Genomic DNA, 20,626 nt, shown 5'->3' on the forward strand with positions numbered 1-20,626 from the left:
CTAGTTGATGAACCGCAGGTCGTTGAACCAGCCGGCGGCGATCGCCATGACGTAGAAGTCGGTCAGCGCCAGGGTGCCGAGGGTGATCCAGGCGAGCTGCATGTGCCGGACGTTCAGCCAGGACACGCCGGTCCATGCCTTGTAACGCACCGGGTGCGCCGAGAAGTGCTTGAGCCGTCCGCCGATGATGTGTCGGCAGGAGTGGCAGGAGATCGTGTACGCCCACAGCATGACCACGTTGACCAGCAGGACGATGTTGCCCAGCCCGAAGCCGAAGCCCTTCGGCGAGTGGAAGGCCAGGACCGCGTCCCAGGTGTTGATCAGCGAGATGATCGCGGCGGCGTAGAAGAAGTAGCGGTGCAGGTTCTGGCCGAGCAGCGGGAACCGGGTCTCGCCGGAGTAGGTCTTGTGCCCGTCCGGGACCGCGCAGGCCGGCGGAGACAGCCAGAACGACCGGTAGTACGCCTTGCGGTAGTAGTAGCAGGTGAGCCGGAACAGCAGCAGGAACGGCAGGGTCAGCGCCGCGTCCGGGATGATCCACCAGCCGGGCAGGAAGCTGCCGAAGTGCGAGGACGCCTCGACGCACCGGTCGGTGACGCAGGGGGAGTAGAACGGGGTCAGGTAGTGGTACTGATCCACCCAGTACCACTTGTGCATGAAGACCCGGACCGTCGCGTACGCGACCCAGGCGCCGAGCCCGACGACGGTGATCAGTGGGGCGAGCCACCAGCGGTCGGTCCGCAACGTCTTCGCCGCTATGGCGGCGCGTGCTCGCGCTCCCCGCGGCCTCGTTGCCGTTGATGTCATTCGAGTCGTCTCCCTGACGGGGCCCTCACGGGCGGCATCATGTTCCGGTCGGCATGCGGACCGGCGAACCCCGTGCCCGCTGCCACGTCACGCGCAAGCCAAGACCACACCGGGCGTGCCGGCGCAGCTAAGTGACACACGTTACGCCGATCTCCGCTGGCCGTCCGCGCAAGGGAGTGTCCCGTGTGTCCAGGCCCCCGGAAAGCCCTCGCAACACGTTTGAGCTCCGGATGTTAATAACCTCACTGTCCGGCCGGCCCAGGACCGGCCGGGAGCAGCGGGGTTCAGCCGGAGGCGCCACCGGTGAAGTTCCAGGCGGCCAGCCGCAGCGCCGGTGCGTCCCACCAGACGCCGTCGACCCGGTCCGGCTGCCGGACGGGCCGGCGGCCGATCCCGAGCACCGCGCCGGGCCCCAGCGCCCGGGGGTACGACTCGGTGAAGCGGAAGTCGCGTACCGCCCGGACCGGCACGCCGCCCTCCACCAGCCAGACCCCGTTGCGGGTCAGCCCGGTGATCACCAGTCTCTTGGTGTCCAGTACCCGGGTGTACCAGAGATCGCTGACCAGCAGGCCGCGGTCCATCCCGGCGACCAGGGCGGCGGTCTCGGCGTCGAGCACCGGCCCGACCGGCGGCTCCGGCCCGACCGGCGGCCCGGCACCGGCCGCCCGGGTGGCACCGGGGTCGCCCGCGGCGGCCACCCCGGCGGGGCCGGTGAGCCGCAGGTTGCCGGGCGTCGGGCCGAAGGTGGCCGCCCCCGGCGCCGCGTGCCCGGTGGAGCCCGCGCCGGCCTGCGCGCCGCTGCGCCGGTCGTGCGTCACGGCGACCGTGGTGCCCGCGTCCACCAGGGTCAGCGCCCGCCGGCCGGCGCCCTCGGCGTCGAACGGCAGCCCGGAGCCGCCGAGCGGGTCGTCGACGAGCGTCACCGCCGGGTCGAACTGCACGACGCCCGGCTCGGCGAACGACTGCCGCTCGGCGAACCGCTTGCCGTTGAAGCCCCACAGGGCGAGGTTGTGCAGCAGGTCGGCCACGGCGGCCGGCTCCAGCACCACCTCGTAGCGGCCCGGCGGCAGCTCGACCGGGTCCACGGCGGCCCGGGCCTTCGCGGCGGCCCGGAGCCCCAGCGCCGCCCCGTCGAGGTCGGCGAGCCGGTCCGCGCAGAGCCGGGCCACCCCGTCCGCCCCACCGGCCCGGGCGATGCCGTCCATCGCCGCCTCGGCCGTGCTGCCCCGCGCCGAGTGGCCGGCCGAGTTGGCGAACGCCGCCGACCGGTACGCGGTGCGGCAGTAGCCGGCGGCCTCCAGCCCGCCGACGGCGGCCACGAACGCGCGCACCCGCTCGGCCCGCTCGGCGGGCTCGGCGAACGCGGTGGCCTCGTCCCACACCGGGGCGGCCGGCACCGACACCGGCGGGGCCAGCCCCGGCCAGGCCGGGTCGGGCGGGCAGAGCCGGGCCGCGGTCAGCGTCCGCTCGACCAGGGCGGCCAGCCCGTCCGGGGTGACCACGCTGCCGCCACCGGCGGCCGTCCGCCCGTCGGCGTGCAGCCGCAGCCGAACCCCGACGCCCGACTCGGCCACGTTCTGGTGGACGAAGGAGTTGGCGAACCGGGTCAGCGCCAGCTCGGACCGGGTGACCACCACCTCGGCCTCGGCCCCCGGCCCGCCCAGCCGGTGGACCAGGTCGACCACCCGGCCGGCGAGGTCGAGCGGGTGCCGCTCGGCGTCGTGGCTCATGCGACCACCTCGCCCCGCCCGGCGGTCGCATGCGGATTCACCGCACTGCGCCTGACGATTCGCTCGCTCATGCGCGGACCCCCACTCGGACGTTTCGGAACCGGGCCGGCGCGGCCGGGTGCCCGGTGTGGCCGGTCTGGCCGGGCTGGCCCTTGCCGCAGTTCGGCGTGCCCCACGCGACGGTCTCGGAGGAGAGCATGTCCATCGAGCGCCAGAACAGCGGGCCGATGCCGGTGTAGGTGGGGTTGCGCAGCATCCGCCCCCGCCGGCCGTTCTTGATCTCCCAGCCGACCTCGCAGCCGAACTGGAAGTTCAGCCGCTTGTCGTCGATGGACCAGGAGCGGTTGAGGTCCATCAGCACCCCGTCGTCGGTGGCCGCGACGATCTCGTCGAGGGTGTGCGGGCCGGGCTCCAGGCCGACGTTGGTCATCCGCACCATCGGCAGCCGGGCCCAGCCGTCGGCCCGTACGCTGCCGCCGTGGTCCAGGCCGGCGACGGCGGCCGAGTCCCGGCCGGCGAGCACCCCGACCCACCGGCCCTCGCGCACCGCGTCCCGCCGCGCCGCCGGGGAGCCCTCGTCGTCGAAGCCGAAGCTGCCCAGCGCGCCGGGGATGGTCGGGTCGATGACGACGTTCATCAGCTCGGAGCCGTAGCGCAGCGAGCCGAGCTGGGCCAGGTCCAGCCACGACGTGCCGGCGAAGGCGGCCTCCCAGCCGAGGATGCGGTCCAGCTCGATGGCGTGCCCGACCGACTCGTGGATCTGCAACGCGAGCTGCTCGCCGCCGAGGATCAGGTCGGTCTCGCCGGCCGGGCACTGCGGGGCGGTGAGCAGCGCCCGGCTCTCCTCGGCGATCCGGGCGGCGTGGGCGGCCAGGTCGAGCGAGGTGACCAGCTCCCAGCCGGTGGTGCCGTACTGGCCGCGGTAGCTCGGGTACGACCGGCGCTGGGTCTCGCCGTCGCCGATCGAGGTGGCCGAGATGCCGCCACCGCACTCGCGGATGTGCTGGTCGATGCGGTGCCCCTCGCTGGAGACGAACCACTTCGTGGTGTCCCAGACCTGGTAGAGCCCCTCGGCCAGATCCGCGCCGTGCGCGGCCATCGTGGCGGTCGCGCCGACCAGCAGGTCGCCCTTGTCGGACAGCGCCACCCCGAGCGGGTCCACCTCGCACGCCGAGGCCCAGCTCGCGACGGTCGGCTCGGCCGGCACCAGGTCGATCGGCGGGCCGGGGACGCGCGCGCTCGCGGCGGCGATCCGCGCGGCGCGCCGGCCGGCGTCGTGGGCCGCGGCGTCGGACAGCTCCGGTACGGCGTGGAAGCCCCAGCTCGACCCGACCAGCGCCCGGACGCCCAGCCCGAGGCTCTCGTCCTGGGTCAGCTCCTCGATGTCGCCGTTGCGGGCGGACATCGACTCGTACCGGCGGTGCATCACCCGGGCGTCGGCGTACCGGGCCCCCGCGTCCAGAGCGGCCTGCACGGCCGCGGACGCCGCATCGAATCCGGTCATGGCCCGACCCTAGGTGACGGGACCGACATCCGTCAGGGGACGAGATCCTCCGGCCGGATGGTCGCCCGGACGGGCTCGGTCAGCTCCAGCACCTCGCCCCGTTTGACCGCCGAGTGCTCCACATAGTGGGCGTGTCGACGGTGGTACAGGCGCAGCGCGCCGGTGTCCTGCTCGATCAGCAGGTACCAGTCGATGCCGGCGGCGGCGTAGTAGTGCATCTTGAGCACCTTGTCGGTGGCCGCGTTGCTCGGCGAGAGGATCTCGCAGACCAGCCGGACCTCGTGCGCCTCCACGTTGGGATCGTCGAGGTCGACCGGGTTCGTGACGACGAGATCGGCAACGGGGACCCGTCCGGGCCTGAGCCGGACGGTCACCGCCTCCAGCAGTTCCAGCCCGACGGCCTCGGCGGCCGGTTCGAGGATGTTGCCCAGCTTGCGTGAGATCCGCTGGTGCCGGGGGGCGGGGGCTGGGGTCACGTGGAGGCTCCCGTCGAAGAGTTCGACCCGCTGGGACGTCTCGCCGAGGGCGAGGTACTCCTCCTCGGTCCACGGTCCGTCGTGGTCGAACACCGCCGCGGTCATGGCCACCTCCTCCTCGATCCGGCGCGGATCCTCTCCCGGTTGCCGCCCCCATGGTCGCACCCGAGGTGCGACGGCGGCACAGGTCGCCGCCGACGTCCAGGTGAGGCTGTCGGCCGGCGTTGCCGAGTCGTTACGCTGGGCCCCGCTGACAGCCCCCGCTTTGTAGCTTAGTTTCAGCCCCAGTGATCTGTTGTAGTTTCTCTTCGTCACTGAGGGAGGCGGTCGTGGACAAGCCAGCATCGGCGCCGTCCGGGCAACCGGGCGACCGCCCCGGCGTGCCGGAGCAGCGCGGCGACGGGCCGTACCTGCGGGTCAGCGACCTGCGGGTGCGCTTCGCCACGGAGGACGGCACGGTCCGCGCGGTGGACGGGGTCTCCTTCGCCGTGGAGCGCGGGCGCACCCTCGGCATCGTCGGCGAGTCCGGCTCCGGCAAGAGCGTCACCTCGCTGGCCGTGCTCGGGCTGCACGATCCGAAGCGCGCCACCATCACCGGCGGGATCTCCGTCGGTGGCCGGCAGCTCGTCGGCCTGCCCGAGGAGGAGATCCGCCGGCTGCGCGGCCGGGACATGGCGATGATCTTCCAGGACCCGCTGTCGGCGCTGCACCCGTACTACACGGTGGGCAGGCAGATCGCCGAGGCGTACCGGGTGCACCACCCCCGGGCCGGCCGGCGGGAGGCCCGGCGGCGGGCCGTCGACATGCTCGGCCGGGTCGGCATTCCGCAGCCGGCGAAGCGGTACGACCAGTACCCGCACGAGTTCTCCGGCGGCATGCGGCAGCGGGCGATGATCGCCATGGCGCTGGTCAACGACCCCGACCTGCTGATCGCCGACGAGCCGACCACCGCGCTGGACGTCACCGTGCAGGCGCAGATCCTGGACCTGCTCGCCGACCTCCAGGCCGAGTTCCACTCCGCGATCATCCTGATCACCCACGACCTCGGCGTGGTCGGCCAGGTCGCCGACGAGGTGCTGGTGATGTACGGCGGCCGGGCCGTCGAGCAGGGCAGCGTGGAGCAGGTGCTCCGGCGCCCGCAGCACCCGTACACCTGGGGCCTGCTCTCCAGCGTGCCGGCGCTGCACGGCGACGCGGACGCGGACCTGGTGCCGATCGCGGGCAACCCGCCCAGCCTGATCAACCTGCCGGCGGGCTGCGCCTTCCACCCCCGCTGCCGGTACGCCGACCGCACCGGCGGCCGGTCGCGCGCCGAGGTCCCGCCGCTGGGTCCGGCCGGCGAGGCCGGTCAACTGGTCGCCTGCCACCTGACCGCCCGGGAGCGCACCCTGCTGTACCGCGAGGACGTCGCACACGTGGGGGTGGCCCGGTGAGCGCGAGGAACGTAGCGGAGCGGAGTCCCGCAGTCGCGAACGAAGGTGGGCTCCGGTGAGCGCGAGGAACGTAGCGGAGCGGAGTCCCGCAGTCGCGAACGAAGGCAGGCCCTGGTGAGCGCGAGGAACGTAGCGGAGCGGAGTCCCGCAGTCGTGAACGAAGGCAGGCCCCAGTGAGTACCGAGCCGTTGCTGCGGGTCAGCGGGCTGACCAAGCACTTCCCGGTGCGCAGCGGGTTCCGCGCCACCGGGCTGGTGCGGGCCGTCGACGGCCTGGACTTCGAGGTGCGCCCCGGGGAGACGCTGGGCCTGGTGGGGGAGTCCGGCTGCGGCAAGACCACCGCCGGCCGGATGCTGGTGCGGCTGCTGGAGCCGACCGCCGGGCGGATCGAGTTCGCCGGCCGGGACATCACCCACGCCGGGCGGCGCGAGCTGCGCCCGTTGCGCCAGGACCTCCAGATCATCTTCCAGGACCCGTACGCCTCGCTGAACCCCCGGCACACCGTCGGCCGGATCGTGGCGATGCCGTTGCACGTCAACGGGATCGACCCGCCGGGCGGGGTGCGCAAGCGGGTGCAGGAGCTGCTGGAGCTGGTCGGGCTCAACCCCGAGCACTACAACCGCTACCCGCACGAGTTCTCCGGCGGGCAGCGGCAGCGCATCGGCATCGCCCGGGCGCTGGCCCTGCGGCCGAAGCTGATCGTCGCCGACGAGCCGGTCTCCGCCCTGGACGTGTCGATCCAGGCCCAGGTGGTCAACCTGCTCCGGGACCTGCAACGGGACCTCGGGCTGGCGTTCGTCTTCATCGCCCACGACCTGGCCGTGGTGCGGCACTTCTGCCAGCGGGTCGCGGTGATGTACCTGGGCCGGATCGTGGAGATCGGCGACCGGGCGGACATCTACGAGCGCCCGCAGCACCCGTACACCCGGGCCCTGCTGTCGGCGATCCCGGACGTGACGACGCTCGGGCCGGGCGGCCGGATCCGGCTGACCGGCGACGTGCCGACCCCGCTGAACCCGCCGTCGGGCTGCCGGTTCCGCACCCGCTGCTGGAAGGCGCAGGACGTCTGCGCGACCGAGGAGCCGGCCCTGGTGCCCCGGGACGGCGGCGCGCAGTCGACTGCCTGCCACTTCCCGGAGTCCGAGCGGGCCGGCGTGAGCGGTGCGGAGGTGACGAGGTGAGCCTGTCCCCGGTCGAGGGCGTGGCGCTGGCGGAGATCGAGTCCACCGGCGACGGTGCCGCGCCGAAGGCGAAGGGGTTCGTCGGCCGGTCGCCCGGCCAGCTCGCCTGGGCCCGGCTGCGGCGGGACCGAACCGCCATGGTCAGCGCCGGCATGCTGGCCTTCTTCGTGCTGGTCGCCCTCGCCGTGCCGCTGATCCAGGCGCTGTACGGGGTGGGCCCGCGCGAGCAGTTCCAGACCCGCCTCGACGGCTTCGGCATGCCGCTGGGGTATGCCGGGGGCATCAGCGGCGAGCACTGGTTCGGGCTGGAGCCGGGCCTGGGCCGGGACATCTTCATCCGGATGGTGCACGGCCTGCGGACGTCGCTGTTCATCGCGTTCGCCGCCGCCGTGATCACCGCCGCGATCGGCATCGTGCTGGGCACCCTCGCCGGCTACCTGGGCGGCTGGCTCGATGCGGTGATCAACTGGATCACCGACCTGACCCTGGCCATGCCGTTCCTGATCATCGCGCTGGCGCTGACCCCGACCGTCGCGCTGCGCTTCTACGGCCAGCGCGAGGCGGTGCCGGCCGCGTTCCAGATCGGCGTGCTGATCGCCGTCTTCGCCCTCTTCGGCTGGACCAGCACCGCCCGGCTGGTCCGGGGGCAGGTCATCGCGCTGCGCGAGCGGGAGTTCGTGGAGGCGGCCCGGGCCAGCGGCGCCGGGCTGGGGCACATGCTGTTCCGTCAGCTCCTGCCGAACATCTGGGCGCCGATCCTGGTGTCGTTCTCCCTCGCGGTGCCGTCGTACATCACCAGCGAGGCGGCGCTGTCGTTCATCGGCGTCGGGCTCACCGACGAGACGCCGAGCTTCGGCCGGATGATCTACCGCAGCCTGGACTACCTCCAGACCGACCCGGCGTACGTCTTCTTCCCCGGCATCACGATCTTCGCGCTGGTGTTCGCCTTCAACCTCTTCGGGGACGCGCTGCGCGACGCGCTCGACCCGAAGTCGTCCCGGTAGGGGTTTCGCCATGGTGCGGTTCCTGGTCAAGCGGCTGCTCTCCGCCGCGCTCACCCTGTTCGCGGTGAGCGTGTTCAGCTTCCTGATGTTCTTCGCCCTGCCCCGGGACCCGGTCACCGGCATGTGCCCGAAGAACTGCAACCCGGAGCGACTGGAGCGGGTCCGGCAGGAACTGGGCCTGCGCGACCCGCTGATCACCCAGTACGCGGGCTACATGAAGGGCATCGTCACCGGTCGGGACCTGGGCAGCGCCCAGGGCGGCCGGTGCGACGCCCCCTGCCTGGGCTGGTCGTACGTCACCAACGAGGCGGTCAGCGACACCATCGCCCGGGTGCTGCCGGTGACGCTGAGCATCGTGATCCCGGCGGCGATCCTCTGGCTGCTGCTCGGTGTCGGCCTCGGCATGGTCTCGGCGCTGCGCCGGGGCACCTGGCTGGACCGGCTGGCCATCGGCTTCTCGCTGACCGGCGCGTCGTTGCAGCTCTACTTCGTCGGCGCGGTGCTGCTGCTGGTCTTCGTCTACAACCTGCGGCTGCTGCCGGTGCCGAGCTACACGTCGCTGTTCGACAACCCGGTGAAGTGGGCCAGCGGGCTGGTGCTCGCCTGGGTCGCGCTGGCCTTCCTCTACTCCGCCATCTACGCCCGGCTGTCCCGGGCGCAGATGCTGGAGACGCTGTCCGAGGACTTCGTCCGCACCGCGCGGGCCAAGGGCCTGACCAAACCCAAGGTGTACGGGCGGCACGCGCTGCGCGCGGCGATCACCCCGGTGGTGACCATCGCGGGGCTGGACGTCGGCGGGGCGCTGGGCGGCACCGTCATCACCGAGACCACGTTCGGCATCCAGGGGCTGGGGCGTACCGCGGTGGACGCGGTCCGCGCCGGTGACCTGCCCACCATCATGGCCACCGTGCTCATCGCCGCGGTCTTCGTGGTGCTGGCCAACGTCCTGGTGGACCTGCTCTACGCCGCGATCGACCCCCGGGTGCGGCTGCGCTGACGGCCGGCCGGTGGCGGGCGTCCGCCGGCCGGCCGCCCCTCCGACGGCGACGAAAGTTATCAAGAACCGTTACACAATCCGAAGGTTTTCTTCTTTACGATCCTCGGGACGTCGGCGTTCACGCCCGGCGGCACCGGGTGGAGGAGGTAGGAGATGAGACCACGCGCAGCGGTCGCCGCAGGCGGCGCCATCGCACTGGTGGTGACGTTGGGGGCTTGCTCGGAGAACACGGGCGAGGGCACCACGGTGGACAACACCCGGCAGCAGACCGGGGTCATCGCCACCGACCCGAAGGACTCGCGGGGCCCGGCGGCCGAGGTGGCCGGGGCGCAGAAGGGCGGCACCTTCACCATCATCCGGGAGACCCCGATCTCCCACCTGGACCCGCAGCGGACGTACTCGTTCGCGGGCCTGATGGCCAACCCGCTCTTCGCCCGCTACCTGACCACCTGGAAGGACGACGGCAAGGGCGGCCTGGTCCTGGTCGGCGACCTGGCCGAGACCCCGGGCACCAACGTCAACTCCGACTGCAAGGTCTGGGAGTTCAAGATCAAGGACGGGGTGAAGTTCGAGGACGGCAGCCCGATCACCTCCAAGGAGATCGCGTACGGCATCGCCCGGTCCTTCGACCCGGACCTCGCCGGCGGCCCGACCTACCTCCAGGAGTGGCTGGCCGACAGCCCGGAGTTCGACACCAAGTGGGACTTCAAGAAGAACAAGACCTCGCTGCCGCCGGGGTTGACCGCCCCGGACGCGAAGACCCTGCGCTTCGAGTTCGCCAAGCCCCGCTGCGACCTGCCGTTCGCGGTGTCGCTGCCGACCACCGCGCCGCTGAAGGCAGACAAGGACACCGGGGTCAACCTGGACCAGCGGCCGTTCTCCTCCGGCCCGTACAAGGTCGCCAAGAACCAGGCCGGCGTGCAGCTCACCCTGGACCGCAACCCCAACTGGGACGCCAGCACCGACCCGGTGCGCCACCAGTACCCGGACCAGTTCGTCTGGAGCTTCGGCCCGACCGCCGACGCCGCCAACAACCGGGTGATCGCCGACAACGGCGCCGACCAGAGCGCGATCGCCTTCAACTACGTGCCGTCCTCGCTGGTCGCCAGGGTGGCCCAGGACCAGGCGCTGAAGTCGCGGACCATCCTCTCCCCGACGCCGAGCGCCAACCAGCTCGTGATCAACAACCAGCGGGTCAAGGACCTGAAGATCCGCCAGGCGCTGAACTACGCCATCGACCGGGAGGGCCTGATCAAGGCGGTCGGCGGGCAGACCGTGGCCCAGCCGATGACCACGCTGATGCCGTCGTCCACCATCGGCTTCAAGGCGTTCGACGCGTACCCGGCGGGGGCGAACGGCGACGTCGACAAGGCCAAGGAGCTGCTCGGCGGCCAGACCCCGGAGCTGGTCCTCGGGGTGGCCGACAACACGAGCGAGCAGGCGATGGCGATCCAGCTCAAGAGCAACCTGGAGCGGGCCGGCTTCAAGATCACTGTCCGGAACATCCCGGACGACGCGAAGCTCGACGAGGTCAAGAAGAAGGACAACCCCTGGGACCTGTACATCGGTAACTGGGCGGCGGACTGGCCCAGCGGGGCGTCCATCCTGCCGGTGCTCTACGACGGCCGGACCATCAAGGCCGAGGGCAACAGCAACCAGTCGTACCTGAACGACCCGGCGATCAACGCCGAGTTCGACCGGATCCTCACCCTGGAGCCGGCGAAGCAGGGGCCGGAGTGGGCCAAGCTCGACGAGCGGATCATGAAGGAGCAGGCCCCGGTGGTGCCGCTCTACGTCGACGTGGCCTACGCCGTGCACGGCTCGAAGGCCGGCGGGGTCTTCATCTCCAGCGTCTTCGGCTACCCGTCCTTCGTGAACGCGCACGTCAAGCAGTGACGCCTCCGCGGGCCCCAGCCCGCGGGTAGGAAGGGGCCCCTCTCCACAACGGCGTGGAGAGGGGCCCCTTCTGGTCGCGCGCCCCCTGTCTGTCAGGACCCCGCCGCCCGGCGGGGGGTTATGACGTGTGCGGCTCAGCTCCGTATGTGCCGTTCCACGGCATCGAGCCGGCTGCGGACCCCGGCCCGGAGAACCGGAACTGGCAGGTGCCATCGGTGAGCGCGCGGGCGTCGGTCAGCCTCCCACCAGCGAACGAGTCGCCGGTCGTGATGATCGGCGGTGCGCCGTCCTTCATGCCAGGTGGGTACGGAGGAAGTCGAGCTCCAGGCGGAGCAGGCGCTCCGACAGGCCGCCCGCCGCCATGTGCGTGGCCCCGGTCAGCGGCAGCACCGAGTGCGGCCGGCCCGCGCCGAGCAGCGCCGCCGACAGCCGCAGCGTGTGCGCGGCCACCACGTTGTCGTCGACCAGGCCGTGCACCAGCAGCAGCGGCCGGGCCGGCTCACCGGACACCGGCCGCTCGGCGGCCAGCTCCAGCAGCGAGTGGTGCGCGTAGACGTCCACCCCGTCCTCCGGCAGGCCGAGGTAGCGCTCGGTGTACGCGGTGTCGTACAGGGCCCAGTCGGTGACCGGGGCGCCGACGATCCCGCACCGGAACAGCTCCGGGTGGCGCAGCACCGCCAGCCCGGCCAGCCAGCCGCCGAACGACCAGCCCCGGACGCCGACCCGGCCCAGGTCCAGGTCGGGGTGCTTGCCGGCGAGCGCGGTCAGCGCGTCGATCTGGTCGGCCAGCACCACGTCGGCCACCCGCCGGTGCACCGCCTTCTCGAACGACGGGGCGACCCCGGGGGTGCCCCGGTTGTCGACCGTGACCACCGCGAAGCCGGAGTCGGCCCACCACTGCCGTTCCAGCCAGGCCGACCGGGCCGCCACCACCTCCTGGTGCCCCGGGCCGCCGTAGACGTCCAGCAGCACCGGCAGCCGGGTGCCCTTGACGTGTTCGGTCGGGTAGAGCACCGCGCTCGGCAGCCGCCGGTCGGTCACCCGCACCATCGTCGGCCGCGGCGCGTACGGCGGGGTCGCGGCCAGCGAGCGGAGCTGGGCCACCTCCCGGTCGCCGCGCCACACCGACCAGGTGGTCCCCGGCTGGTCCAGCGAGGCGGTGCCGACCACCAGCGTGTCCCCGCCCACCGCGGCGGTGTGCCAGCCGGGGGTGCCGCTCATCCGGCGGGCGTCCACCCCGCCGCCGATCAGCGTCCGGACCCGGTACAGGTGTTGCTGGCTCGGCTCGCCCTCGCTCGCCTCGACCAGCAGGTCGGCCGGGCCGTTGCCGGCGGGTAGCCGGCCCACCACCCGGCGCACGTACAGCGAGGGCGGGGTGAGCAGGGTGCCGTCGGCGAAGAGGCAGCGGGCGTCGTACCCGTCGTGGGCCAGCTCGCCGCCGACCAGCACCCGGCCGTCCGGCAGGTGCGCCGGGGTGCCGGGGATCGGCTCCACCCAGCGCGGGTCGGCCAGCTCCGCGTGCACCTGGGTCTCCCCGGTGCGCGGGTCCACCGCGAGCACCAGGCCGTGCTGCTGGGAGCGGCGCAGCACGGTGATCAGCGGGTTGCCGTCGGCCCAGTCGACCGACGTCAGGTACGGGTAGGTCTCCCGGTCCCAGTGCACGTCGACCCAGCCGCCGTCGAGGTCGAGCAGGTGCAGGCTGACCTCGGCGTTCGGCCCGCCGGCCTGCGGGTACGCGACGCTGGTCGGCGGGCTCGCCGGCTCCGCCGGGTCGTGCAGGTACCAGCGGGGCAGCCGGGACTCGTCGACCCGGGCGGCCAGCACGCCACGCCCGTCCGGCGCCCACCAGTAGCCCCGGAACCGGCCGAACTCCTCGGCCGCCACGTGCTCGGCCAGCCCCCAGGTCACCCCGGCGTCCTCGCCGGCCAGCAGGGTGTCGGTGCCGTCGGCCGCCACCACCCGCAGCTCGCCCCGGCGCACCCCGTCGGCGGCGTCGGTGACGTACGCCAGCCGCTCGCCGGTCGGGTCCGGTCGCGGGTCGAGGACCGGGCCGGCGGCGCTCACCTCGACCACGTCCCCGTGCACCAGGTCGGCCCGGAACAGCCGGCCGGCCAGCGCGAAGACCGCCACCCGGCCGGCGGCGTCCAGGGCGTACGAGCCGATGCCGGCGGCGCTGAGCCGCCGCCGCTCGCGCAGCGCCCGCTCCCCCGGGGAGAGGGCCGCCGGGTCGGCGTCGGCGCCGAGCAGGGCCGCCGGGTCGGCGACCAGCCGCTCCTCGCCGCTGGTCGGGTCGAGCAGCCAGAGCGCGTCGGCGGGATCCTCCGGACCGGCCGAGCGCAGGAACATCACCCGGGTCCCGTCGTCGGCCACGGTGACGGCGCGCGGCGCCCCGTGACAGAACCGGCGGGTACGGGCGGCCAGCTCGGGAAAGTCCACACGTCGGATCGTAGAGCGGGGCCGGGGGAGATGTGGCCGACCTGCGTGGACGCGTCGCAACGGCGGGGATTCCACCGCCGGTTAGAGTGACGGTCGTGACGACGCTGCCCGACCGCCGGCTCCTGCTGGTCCACGCGCACCCCGACGACGAGTCCATCGGCACCGGCTCGACGATGGCCCACTACGCCGCCGCCGGCGCGCACGTCACGCTGGTGACCTGCACACTCGGCGAGGAGGGTGAGATCCACGTGCCGGAGCTGGCCCAGCTCGCCGCCGCCGAGGCCGACCAGCTCGGCGGGGTCCGGATCGGCGAGCTGGCCGCCGCCTGCGCCGCGCTTGGCGTCACCGACCACCGCTTCCTCGGCGGCGCGGGCCGCTACCGCGACTCCGGGATGATGGGCCTGGCCACCAACGAGCACCCCCGGGCGTTCTGGCGGGCCGACCTCGACGAGGCCGCCGGGCACCTGCTGGAGATCATTCGGGAGGTACGCCCGCAGGTGCTGATCACGTACGACCCGAACGGCTTCTACGGCCACCCCGACCACATCCAGGCGCACCGGGTGGCGATGCGGGCGCACGAGCTGGCCGCCGCCGAGGGGATCGCCCCGGCCAAGGTCTACTGGACGGCCATGCCGCGCGGCGTGCTGGAGGCCGGACTGAGCCACTTCACCGAGTCGTCGGACAACCCCTTCGGCGGCATCGAGAGCGTCGACGAGCTGCCCTTCGGCACCCCCGACCCGGAGATCGCCGCCCGGATCGACGCCACCGAGCAGCACGCCGCCAAGGAGGCGGCGATGCGGGCGCACGCGACCCAGATCCCGGCCACCTCCTGGCTCTACTCGATCGCCGGCAACTTCGGCGCCGAGTTCATGGGGGTGGAGTACTTCACCCTGGCGGTGGGTGAGAAGGGGCCGGGCAGCGGCCCGTACGGCTGGGAGGACGACCTCTTCGCCGGGCTCGGCCTCGACGACGACGGGTCCGGCCGGGCCCCGGTCACGGCGGCCGGCGTCCGGTGACCCTGCCCGCCGCGCCGATGTCGGTCGTCCCGCCCCAGCCCCCCGCCCCGACCCCGCCGGGCCGGTGGCGGCGGCTGCTCGACGTCGCCCTGCGGGTCGTCGGCGGCGTGCTGGCCGTGCTCGGCGCGGTGGTGACCGGCCTGCTGGAGCTGATCCTGTCGACCGTCCGGGTCGGCGGGCAGCTCATCGGGGTGTCCGTGCTGGTGGCCGTCGCCGCCAACATCGCCCTGAGCTGGTTCGCGTACGCGGTGGTCGGCCGCCGGTGGGCGGTGGTCCTGCCGGCGACGCCGTGGTTCGTGCTGATGGGCGCGGCGGCCGTCCGGACCAGCGAGGGGGACCTGCTGCTCGCCGGGGACAACTGGGTCGGGCTCGCGATGATCGTCGTGGGCGCGATGACCTTCGCGGTGATGGGCTTCCGACAGGTCCTGGCCCTGCCGCCGGCCCGCCGGAACGGGTGATGACGGCGCTCAGCCTCCAGTGGTAGATATTCCTGCCAGGAGGCTCGCCGTCGGGGCGGCCGGTGCGGCGGGAGACGTGCGATGAAGGATCGGTGGCGGGCGTTCGGGGTGCTCGCGGCGGCGCTGTTCGCGGTCAACGTGGTCGCCCGGGTGGTCATCAGGCTCGGTTTCGACGGCGCCGACACGGCCGCCGACCGGGTCTCGCTGGCGATGTTCCTGGTGATCGGGGCGATCCTCGCGGTGCTGGCGTTCCGCTGGGGGCAGGACCGCCCGGTGGCCCACTGGGCCGGCGACGTGGCCGTCGCCGTGGGGATCGCGCTGCTGCTGACCGTCCTGGTCGGGCCGCTGCTGGTCGGGCAGAACCCGGTCGCCGGCGGCGCGGACACCCTGTTGGCCCAGGCCGGGCTCTACCTGTTGGTGGCCACCGCCGGCGTGCTCGTCGGCTACCTGACCCTCACCGCGCTGGGCCGCGACCACCGCTCCCGGATGCTGAAGCGGTACGCCGAGACCAAGGCGGCGAAGCCGCACCGCCCCGTCCGCCGCTGACCACCTCGCCCGCCCCGGCCGGCCCGGTCAGGGGGCGACGCGGGTGAGGTACGTGTGGTGGGTGGTGAAGCCCAGCGCGTGGTAGAGGGTCACCGCGGGGGTGTTGCGCTGCTCCACCTGGAGGAAGGCGTGGGTGGCGCCGAGCGCCGCGCCCCAGTCGGCCAGGGCCCGGATCACGCGGGTGGCCAGTCCCTGCCGGCGGGCCCGCGGCAGCACCTCGACCAGGGCCAGGCCGAGCCAGCGGCCCTCGCCGGTGACCGTGCCACGGCCGATGGCGAGCAGCTCGCCGTCGGCGTACACCTGGGCGAAGCGGACCCGGTCCACGGCGGTGAGCACGTGCCGGGCGGAGTCCGGGAGGCCACCCTTGCGCCCTGCGGCGATCGCGAGCCAGTCGTCCGACGGCGCGGCGGTCAGCTCGACCGGCGGCAGGTCGGTGCGGTCCGGGCGCAGCGCGGCCAGCGGCACGGTCTGTACCAGCGTCACCGGCCGCGCGCCCCAGCCCCGCGCGTCCAGCTCGGCGCCGACCGGCACGGCGAGCGGCAACGGCGTGTTGACCATGGCAGGCTGTCCGAGGTCGGCGTACCAGCGCTCGACGGCGTCCAGCGCGGCCGGCAGCGGCCGGTCCGGGTCGCCGACCGGCAGCGCCGAGTTCGCCCGGCCGGTCCAGCCCCCGGCACTGCGCAGCAGCCAGTCGCCGAGCCGGCCCCGGGTCGGCGCCGGCCACGCCTCGTCGGCCGCCAGCTCCAGCGCCACGACCGCGGCGGCCGTCGGCCGGCGGGCCGCCGGCACCCGCTTGGCCCGGTGCACCTCGTCCACCGGGACCTGGAGCTGACCCTGCGCGGTGGCCAGGGTGAGATGGGTCTCGGTCAACTCGACCAGCTCCCCGAGGGCGTCCGAGAAGAGCGGCCGGCCTTCGCGAATCCCCACAATCCGGCGTACCACGATCCGGTGTCCCACATCCTGCTGTCGGAGCACGATCGACCCCCTCCCCGGCGAGATACTAGGCTCTAACCGTCGCGGGTGATCGCGGCGTGTCTTGCGGAGGAGAAGACCGGTGACCTACATCATCGCCGAGCCCTGCGTGGATGTGCTCGACAAGGCATGCATCGAGGAATGCCCGGTCGACTGCATCTACGAGGGGAACCGGATGCTCTACATCCACCCCGACGAATGCGTCGACTGCGGTGCCTGTGAGCCGGTCTGCCCGGTCGAGGCGATCTTCTACGAGGACGACGTCCCGGAGCAGTGGAAGGACTACACCGGGGCGAACTACGAGTTCTTCGAGGACCTGGGCTCGCCCGGCGGCGCCTCGAAGATCGGCAAGGTGGAGAAGGACGCGACGTTCGTCGCGGGCCAGCCGCCGCGCGGAGAAGGCCACTGAACCGGTCCGCACCGGTCTCGTCGCGGCTGCCCGACTTCACCTGGGACGCCCTGGACGCCGCGGCCACAGTGGCCGCGGCGCACCCGGGCGGCCTGATCAACCTCTCGATGGGCACGCCGGTCGACCCGGTGCCGCCGGTGATCCGGCAGGCCCTGGCCGACGCGTCCGACGCCCCCGGCTACCCGCTGACCGCCGGAACGCCCGCCCTGCGGGCCGCCATCGCGGCGTGGGTGGCCCGGGCCTGCGGTGCGGCCGTCGACGGCCTCGGCGTGCTGCCCACCGTCGGCTCCAAGGAGCTGGTGGCGTGGCTGCCCACCCTGCTCGGCCTCGGCCCCGGTGACGTCGTCGTGGTGCCGTCGGTCTGCTACCCGACCTACGAGGACGGGGCCCGGCTCGCCGGCGCCACCACCGTGCGCACCGACGCGCTGACCGCGGTCGGCCCCGACCCCCGGGTCCGGCTGGTCTGGGTGAACTCGCCGGGCAACCCGACCGGCCGGGTGCTGCCCGCCAACCACCTGCGCAAGGTGGTCGACTGGGCCCGCGAGCGGGGGGCCGTGGTGGCCAGCGACGAGTGCTACCTGCCGTTGGGCTGGTCTGCCGCCGCCGAGCCGGTCTCGGTGCTCGCGCCCGAGGTCTGCGGCGGGTCGTACGACGGGGTGCTGGCGGTGCACTCGCTGTCCAAGCGCTCCAACCTGGCCGGTTACCGGGCGGGCCTCGTCGCCGGCGACCCCGCCCTGGTCGCCGAGTTGCTCAAGGTGCGCAAGCACGCCGGCATGATCGTGCCCGCCCCGGTGCAGGCGGCGATGATCGCGGCGCTCGGCGACCAGGAGCACGCCGACGCCCAGCGGGAGCGCTACCGGGCCCGGCGGGAGCGGCTGCTGGCCGCGTTCACCGGGGCCGGGTTCACGGTCGAGCACTCCGAGGCCGGGCTCTACCTGTGGATGACCCGGGGCGAGGACTGCTGGGCGACGGTGGACTGGCTGGCCCGCCGGGGCATCCTGGTCGCGGCCGGCGTCTTCTACGGCCCGGGCGGCGCGCGGCACGTCCGGGCGGCGCTGACCGAGTCCGACGAGCACGTCGCGGCGGTCGCCGGGCGGCTCGCTTAGCCCTGACCGGGGCGGGTCGGCGCTCGGCTCTTTGAAGATCGTCTGTCGTTCCGCGCGGCGTCACCCGGCGTGTCGTCTCGCTGAACGACAGACGATCAAGAGACCGGGCGCGCGCTGGGCGGCCCCGGGTGGGGCGTTATCCTCGGTGCCGGACCGAGTCGGGGCGACCTCGACGTGTACCGACCGAAACGCCGAGGTGCGTGATGGTGGACAGCCCCGGTGGTAACCCACGGGCCGCAGTGGTGGGCACCGGGCTCATCGGCGGCTCGGTCCTGCTCCGACTGCGGGAGCGCGGGATCGATGTCACCGGCTGGGACCCGGACGCCGCCACCCGGGCGCAGGGGCGTGCCCGGGGCGTCCCCTTTCCGGACGAGCTGGCCGACGCCGTCCGAGACCGGGACGTGGTGTTCCTCTGCGGGCCGCTGTCCAGCCTGCCGGAGACCCTGCGCGTCGTCGGCAGGCACGCCGGGGCCGACTGCGTGCTCACCGACGTCGGCAGCACCAAGGGCGGGGTCGCCGCGTTCGCGGCGGCGCAGGGCTTGACCGGCCGGTTCGTACCGGGGCACCCGATGGCCGGGGCCGAGCGGGCCGGGCTGACCGCCGCCGTCCCCGAACTGTTCGACGGCGCGGCCTGGGTGCTCTGCCCGGCGGCGGAGGGCATCGAACGGTTCCGTACGCTCGCCGCCCTGATCATCGACGTCTTCGACGCGCGGATCGTCCCGCTGGCGCCGGACGTGCACGACTCGGCGGCGGCGCTCGCCTCGCACATCCCGCACCTGCTGGCCGGCAGCCTGGCCGGCGCGGTGGCCGCCGCCGACCTGCGGGACGCCGTGCTGGGCCTGGCGGCCGGCAGTTTCCGGGACGGCACCCGGGTCGCCGGGACGCCGGCCATCCGGACGGCGGACATGCTGCTGAACAACCGCGACCAGGTCCTCGCCCAGCTCGGCCGGGTCACCGCGATCCTCGACCAGCTCGCCGCCGCGCTGCGCGCCGGCGACGCGGCAGCCCTGGTGGGGCAGTACCAGCGGGCGCGTGGACTGCGGCTGGCCCTGCTCGACCGGGAGCTGCGCGCCGCCCCGCGCGACTTCCCGCTCGACGGCGACGTGGGCGACGAGCTGGCGTACCTGCTGTCGCTCGGGTCGGCCGGCGGGTACCTGACCCGGTGCGTGGTGGCGGACGGGCGGGTCACCTACGCCGGTCACCTGCCGGCCACCACGGGCTGACCGGGTCCGCCCCGGCCAGGCCGCCCGCCGCCCTCGGCCGAGGAGTGCCGGGCAGTGGGCCTGCTCCACCAGACGGGCCGGCAGGGGACACTTCCTCTAGGGTGAGGGCATGGTGGACGGACCGGTCGTGGCGGTACGCGGCGAGGCGTACCGGGAAGTCGCTCCCGAACTGGCCCGGTTCTCGGTGACCGCGACGGCCCGGGACCGGGACCGGGAGGCCGTCCTGGCCCGGCTCGCCGAGCGGGCCGCCGCCGTGCGGGTGCTGCTCGACGCCGCCGAACCGGCCGTCAGCCGCCGGGAGACCGGTGACCTGCGGGTCTGGCCGGAGACGCGGCGCTCCGGCGAGCGGGTGGTGGCCTGGCACGGCAGCGTGGCCACCAGCGTCACCGTCACCGACTTCACCGCGCTGGGCGAGCTGATGCTCCGCCTGGCCGACCAGGACCAGGTCGAGGTCGCCGGCCCCGCCTGGTCGCTGCGCCCGGACAGCCCGGCGTACCGGGAGGCGCGGCACGCCGCGATCGCCGACGCGCTGGCCCGCGCCCGGGAGTACGCCGAGGCGCTGGGCGCCCGGGTGACCGCGCTGCTGGAGCTGGCCGACACCGGGCTGGCCCCGCAGCCGATGATGGCCCGCGCCGCGTTCAAGTCCGGCGGGCCGTCGGCCGCCCCGCCGGAGCTGGAGCTGGACCCGCAGCCGCAGACCGTGCACGCGGCCGTCGAGGCCCGGTTCACGATCTCCGAGCCGGTCCTCGGCTGATGCCCGACGCCCGGGCCCTCCCCCTCGACGAGCTGGTGGCCCGCGCCCGGGCCCTGGCGGAGGCCGGCCCCCGTCAGCTCCTCGGCATCGCCGGAGCGCCGGGGGCGGGCAAGTCCACGCTGGCCGAGCGGATCGTCGCCGAGGTGGGTGCGACCGCCCGACTGGTGCCGATGGACGGGTTCCACCTGGCCCAGGCGGAGCTGCGCCGGCTCGGCCGGGACGCGCGCAAGGGCGCGGTGGACACCTTCGACGTCGTCGGGTATGTCGCGTTGCTGCGCCGGTTGCGCCGGCTGGAGCCGACCTCGGTGTGGGCCCCGGTGTTCCGCCGGGACCTGGAGGAGCCGGTCGCCGGGGCGATCGAGGTGCCGCCCGAGGTGCGGCTGGTGGTGACCGAGGGGAACTACCTGCTGCTGCCCACGGACCCGTGGGACGAGGTGCGGTCGCTGCTGCACGAGGCGTGGTTCCTCGACCTGGCCGCCGAGCTGCGGCACCGCCGGCTGACCGCCCGGCACGAGGCGTACGGGCGGTCGCCGGAACAGGCGCGGGCCTGGGCGCTGGGCAGCGACGAGACCAACGCGGCCCTGGTGGCCGGCACTGCCGGCCACGCCGACCTGGTGGTCCGGCTGACCGAACCGCCGCCCGGCTGACGGAACCGGCCGGCCCGCCCGGCCCGGCGGC

At 73.8% G+C, this 20,626-nt stretch carries 19 protein-coding genes; 13 read left to right on the forward strand and 6 right to left on the reverse strand.

Annotated features, from left to right (window positions below; translation table 11 throughout):
* From C5N14_RS02905 to C5N14_RS02920, 4 genes are all read right to left on the reverse strand, one after another.
* Positions 1-807: a hypothetical protein gene (locus C5N14_RS02905; RefSeq protein ID WP_117665249.1), complete on the reverse strand. Its 807-nt coding sequence runs from the start codon at positions 805-807 to the stop codon at positions 1-3.
* A 284-nt stretch (positions 808-1,091) separates the two neighbouring features.
* The gene (locus tag C5N14_RS02910) at positions 1,092-2,537 is read right to left on the reverse strand and encodes a TldD/PmbA family protein (RefSeq protein WP_117665250.1); all 1,446 of its coding nucleotides are present in this window, start codon (positions 2,535-2,537) and stop codon (positions 1,092-1,094) included.
* Positions 2,538-2,604: 67 nt separating this feature from the next.
* The gene (locus C5N14_RS02915) at positions 2,605-4,041 is read right to left on the reverse strand and encodes a TldD/PmbA family protein (protein ID WP_117665251.1); all 1,437 of its coding nucleotides are present in this window, start codon (positions 4,039-4,041) and stop codon (positions 2,605-2,607) included.
* A gap of 32 nt (positions 4,042-4,073) precedes the next feature.
* A complete protein-coding gene (locus tag C5N14_RS02920) occupies positions 4,074-4,622 on the reverse strand; it encodes a Uma2 family endonuclease (RefSeq protein WP_117665252.1) in 549 nt (182 codons plus the stop codon).
* Between the two features lie 275 nt (positions 4,623-4,897).
* On the opposite strand from C5N14_RS02920, the gene C5N14_RS02925 reads away from it, so the two are divergent.
* From C5N14_RS02925 to C5N14_RS02945, 5 genes are all read left to right on the forward strand, one after another.
* Positions 4,898-5,950, forward strand: coding sequence for an ABC transporter ATP-binding protein (locus tag C5N14_RS02925; protein WP_371685793.1), 1,053 nt, complete (start codon positions 4,898-4,900; stop codon positions 5,948-5,950).
* A gap of 173 nt (positions 5,951-6,123) precedes the next feature.
* A complete protein-coding gene (locus tag C5N14_RS02930) occupies positions 6,124-7,131 on the forward strand; it encodes an ABC transporter ATP-binding protein (protein ID WP_117665254.1) in 1,008 nt (335 codons plus the stop codon).
* Complete coding sequence (locus C5N14_RS02935; protein WP_117665255.1) at positions 7,128-8,135, forward strand: ABC transporter permease; 1,008 nt, start codon at positions 7,128-7,130, stop codon at positions 8,133-8,135. The genes C5N14_RS02930 and C5N14_RS02935 overlap by 4 nt, the downstream gene beginning before the upstream one ends.
* 10 nt (positions 8,136-8,145) lie before the next feature.
* Positions 8,146-9,132, forward strand: a complete 987-nt coding sequence (locus C5N14_RS02940) for an ABC transporter permease (protein ID WP_117665256.1) — start codon at positions 8,146-8,148, stop codon at positions 9,130-9,132.
* Between the two features lie 153 nt (positions 9,133-9,285).
* Positions 9,286-11,028 (forward strand): ABC transporter substrate-binding protein, encoded by a 1,743-nt coding sequence (locus tag C5N14_RS02945; protein WP_117665257.1) that lies wholly within the window; start codon positions 9,286-9,288, stop codon positions 11,026-11,028.
* A gap of 291 nt (positions 11,029-11,319) precedes the next feature.
* Here the strand turns inward: C5N14_RS02945 and C5N14_RS02950 are convergent, their stop codons facing one another.
* Positions 11,320-13,464 (reverse strand): prolyl oligopeptidase family serine peptidase, encoded by a 2,145-nt coding sequence (locus C5N14_RS02950; RefSeq protein WP_117665258.1) that lies wholly within the window; start codon positions 13,462-13,464, stop codon positions 11,320-11,322.
* A gap of 86 nt (positions 13,465-13,550) precedes the next feature.
* Here C5N14_RS02950 and mshB point away from each other — a divergent pair, with 86 nt between their 5' ends.
* The 3 genes from mshB to C5N14_RS02965 all read left to right on the forward strand — a co-directional run bounded on the left by mshB (position 13,551) and on the right by C5N14_RS02965 (position 15,484).
* Positions 13,551-14,480, forward strand: a complete 930-nt coding sequence (mshB, locus tag C5N14_RS02955; RefSeq protein WP_117665259.1) for an N-acetyl-1-D-myo-inositol-2-amino-2-deoxy-alpha-D-glucopyranoside deacetylase — start codon at positions 13,551-13,553, stop codon at positions 14,478-14,480.
* 17 nt (positions 14,481-14,497) lie between these two features.
* On the forward strand, positions 14,498-14,938 hold the full coding sequence (locus C5N14_RS02960) for a hypothetical protein (RefSeq protein WP_117665511.1): 441 nt from the start codon (positions 14,498-14,500) through the stop codon (positions 14,936-14,938).
* 81 nt (positions 14,939-15,019) lie between these two features.
* The gene (locus C5N14_RS02965; protein WP_117665260.1) at positions 15,020-15,484 is read left to right on the forward strand and encodes a hypothetical protein; all 465 of its coding nucleotides are present in this window, start codon (positions 15,020-15,022) and stop codon (positions 15,482-15,484) included.
* Positions 15,485-15,511: 27 nt separating this feature from the next.
* Here the strand turns inward: C5N14_RS02965 and C5N14_RS02970 are convergent, their stop codons facing one another.
* Positions 15,512-16,459 carry a GNAT family N-acetyltransferase gene (locus C5N14_RS02970; protein WP_117665261.1) on the reverse strand — a complete coding sequence of 316 codons (948 nt, stop codon included), beginning with the start codon at positions 16,457-16,459 and terminating at the stop codon, positions 15,512-15,514.
* A 79-nt stretch (positions 16,460-16,538) separates the two neighbouring features.
* Here C5N14_RS02970 and fdxA point away from each other — a divergent pair, with 79 nt between their 5' ends.
* The 5 genes from fdxA (at position 16,539) to C5N14_RS02995 (ending at position 20,595) form a co-directional block, all read left to right on the forward strand.
* Entirely contained in the window at positions 16,539-16,865 is a 327-nt protein-coding gene (gene fdxA, locus C5N14_RS02975; protein WP_007072862.1) for a ferredoxin, read from the forward strand.
* On the forward strand, positions 16,862-17,971 hold the full coding sequence (gene dapC, locus C5N14_RS02980) for a succinyldiaminopimelate transaminase (RefSeq protein WP_305792060.1): 1,110 nt from the start codon (positions 16,862-16,864) through the stop codon (positions 17,969-17,971). Before fdxA ends, dapC begins: the two co-directional genes overlap by 4 nt.
* 203 nt (positions 17,972-18,174) lie before the next feature.
* Entirely contained in the window at positions 18,175-19,194 is a 1,020-nt protein-coding gene (locus C5N14_RS02985) for a prephenate dehydrogenase/arogenate dehydrogenase family protein (protein ID WP_117665263.1), read from the forward strand.
* A 109-nt stretch (positions 19,195-19,303) separates the two neighbouring features.
* Entirely contained in the window at positions 19,304-19,948 is a 645-nt protein-coding gene (locus C5N14_RS02990) for an SIMPL domain-containing protein (protein WP_117665264.1), read from the forward strand.
* Entirely contained in the window at positions 19,948-20,595 is a 648-nt protein-coding gene (locus C5N14_RS02995) for a nucleoside/nucleotide kinase family protein (protein ID WP_117665265.1), read from the forward strand. Before C5N14_RS02990 ends, C5N14_RS02995 begins: the two co-directional genes overlap by 1 nt.
* Positions 20,596-20,626: the final 31 nt, after the last annotated feature.

It is taken from the genome of Micromonospora sp. MW-13, from assembly GCF_003434305.1.
Lineage (GTDB): Bacteria > Actinomycetota > Actinomycetes > Mycobacteriales > Micromonosporaceae > Micromonospora.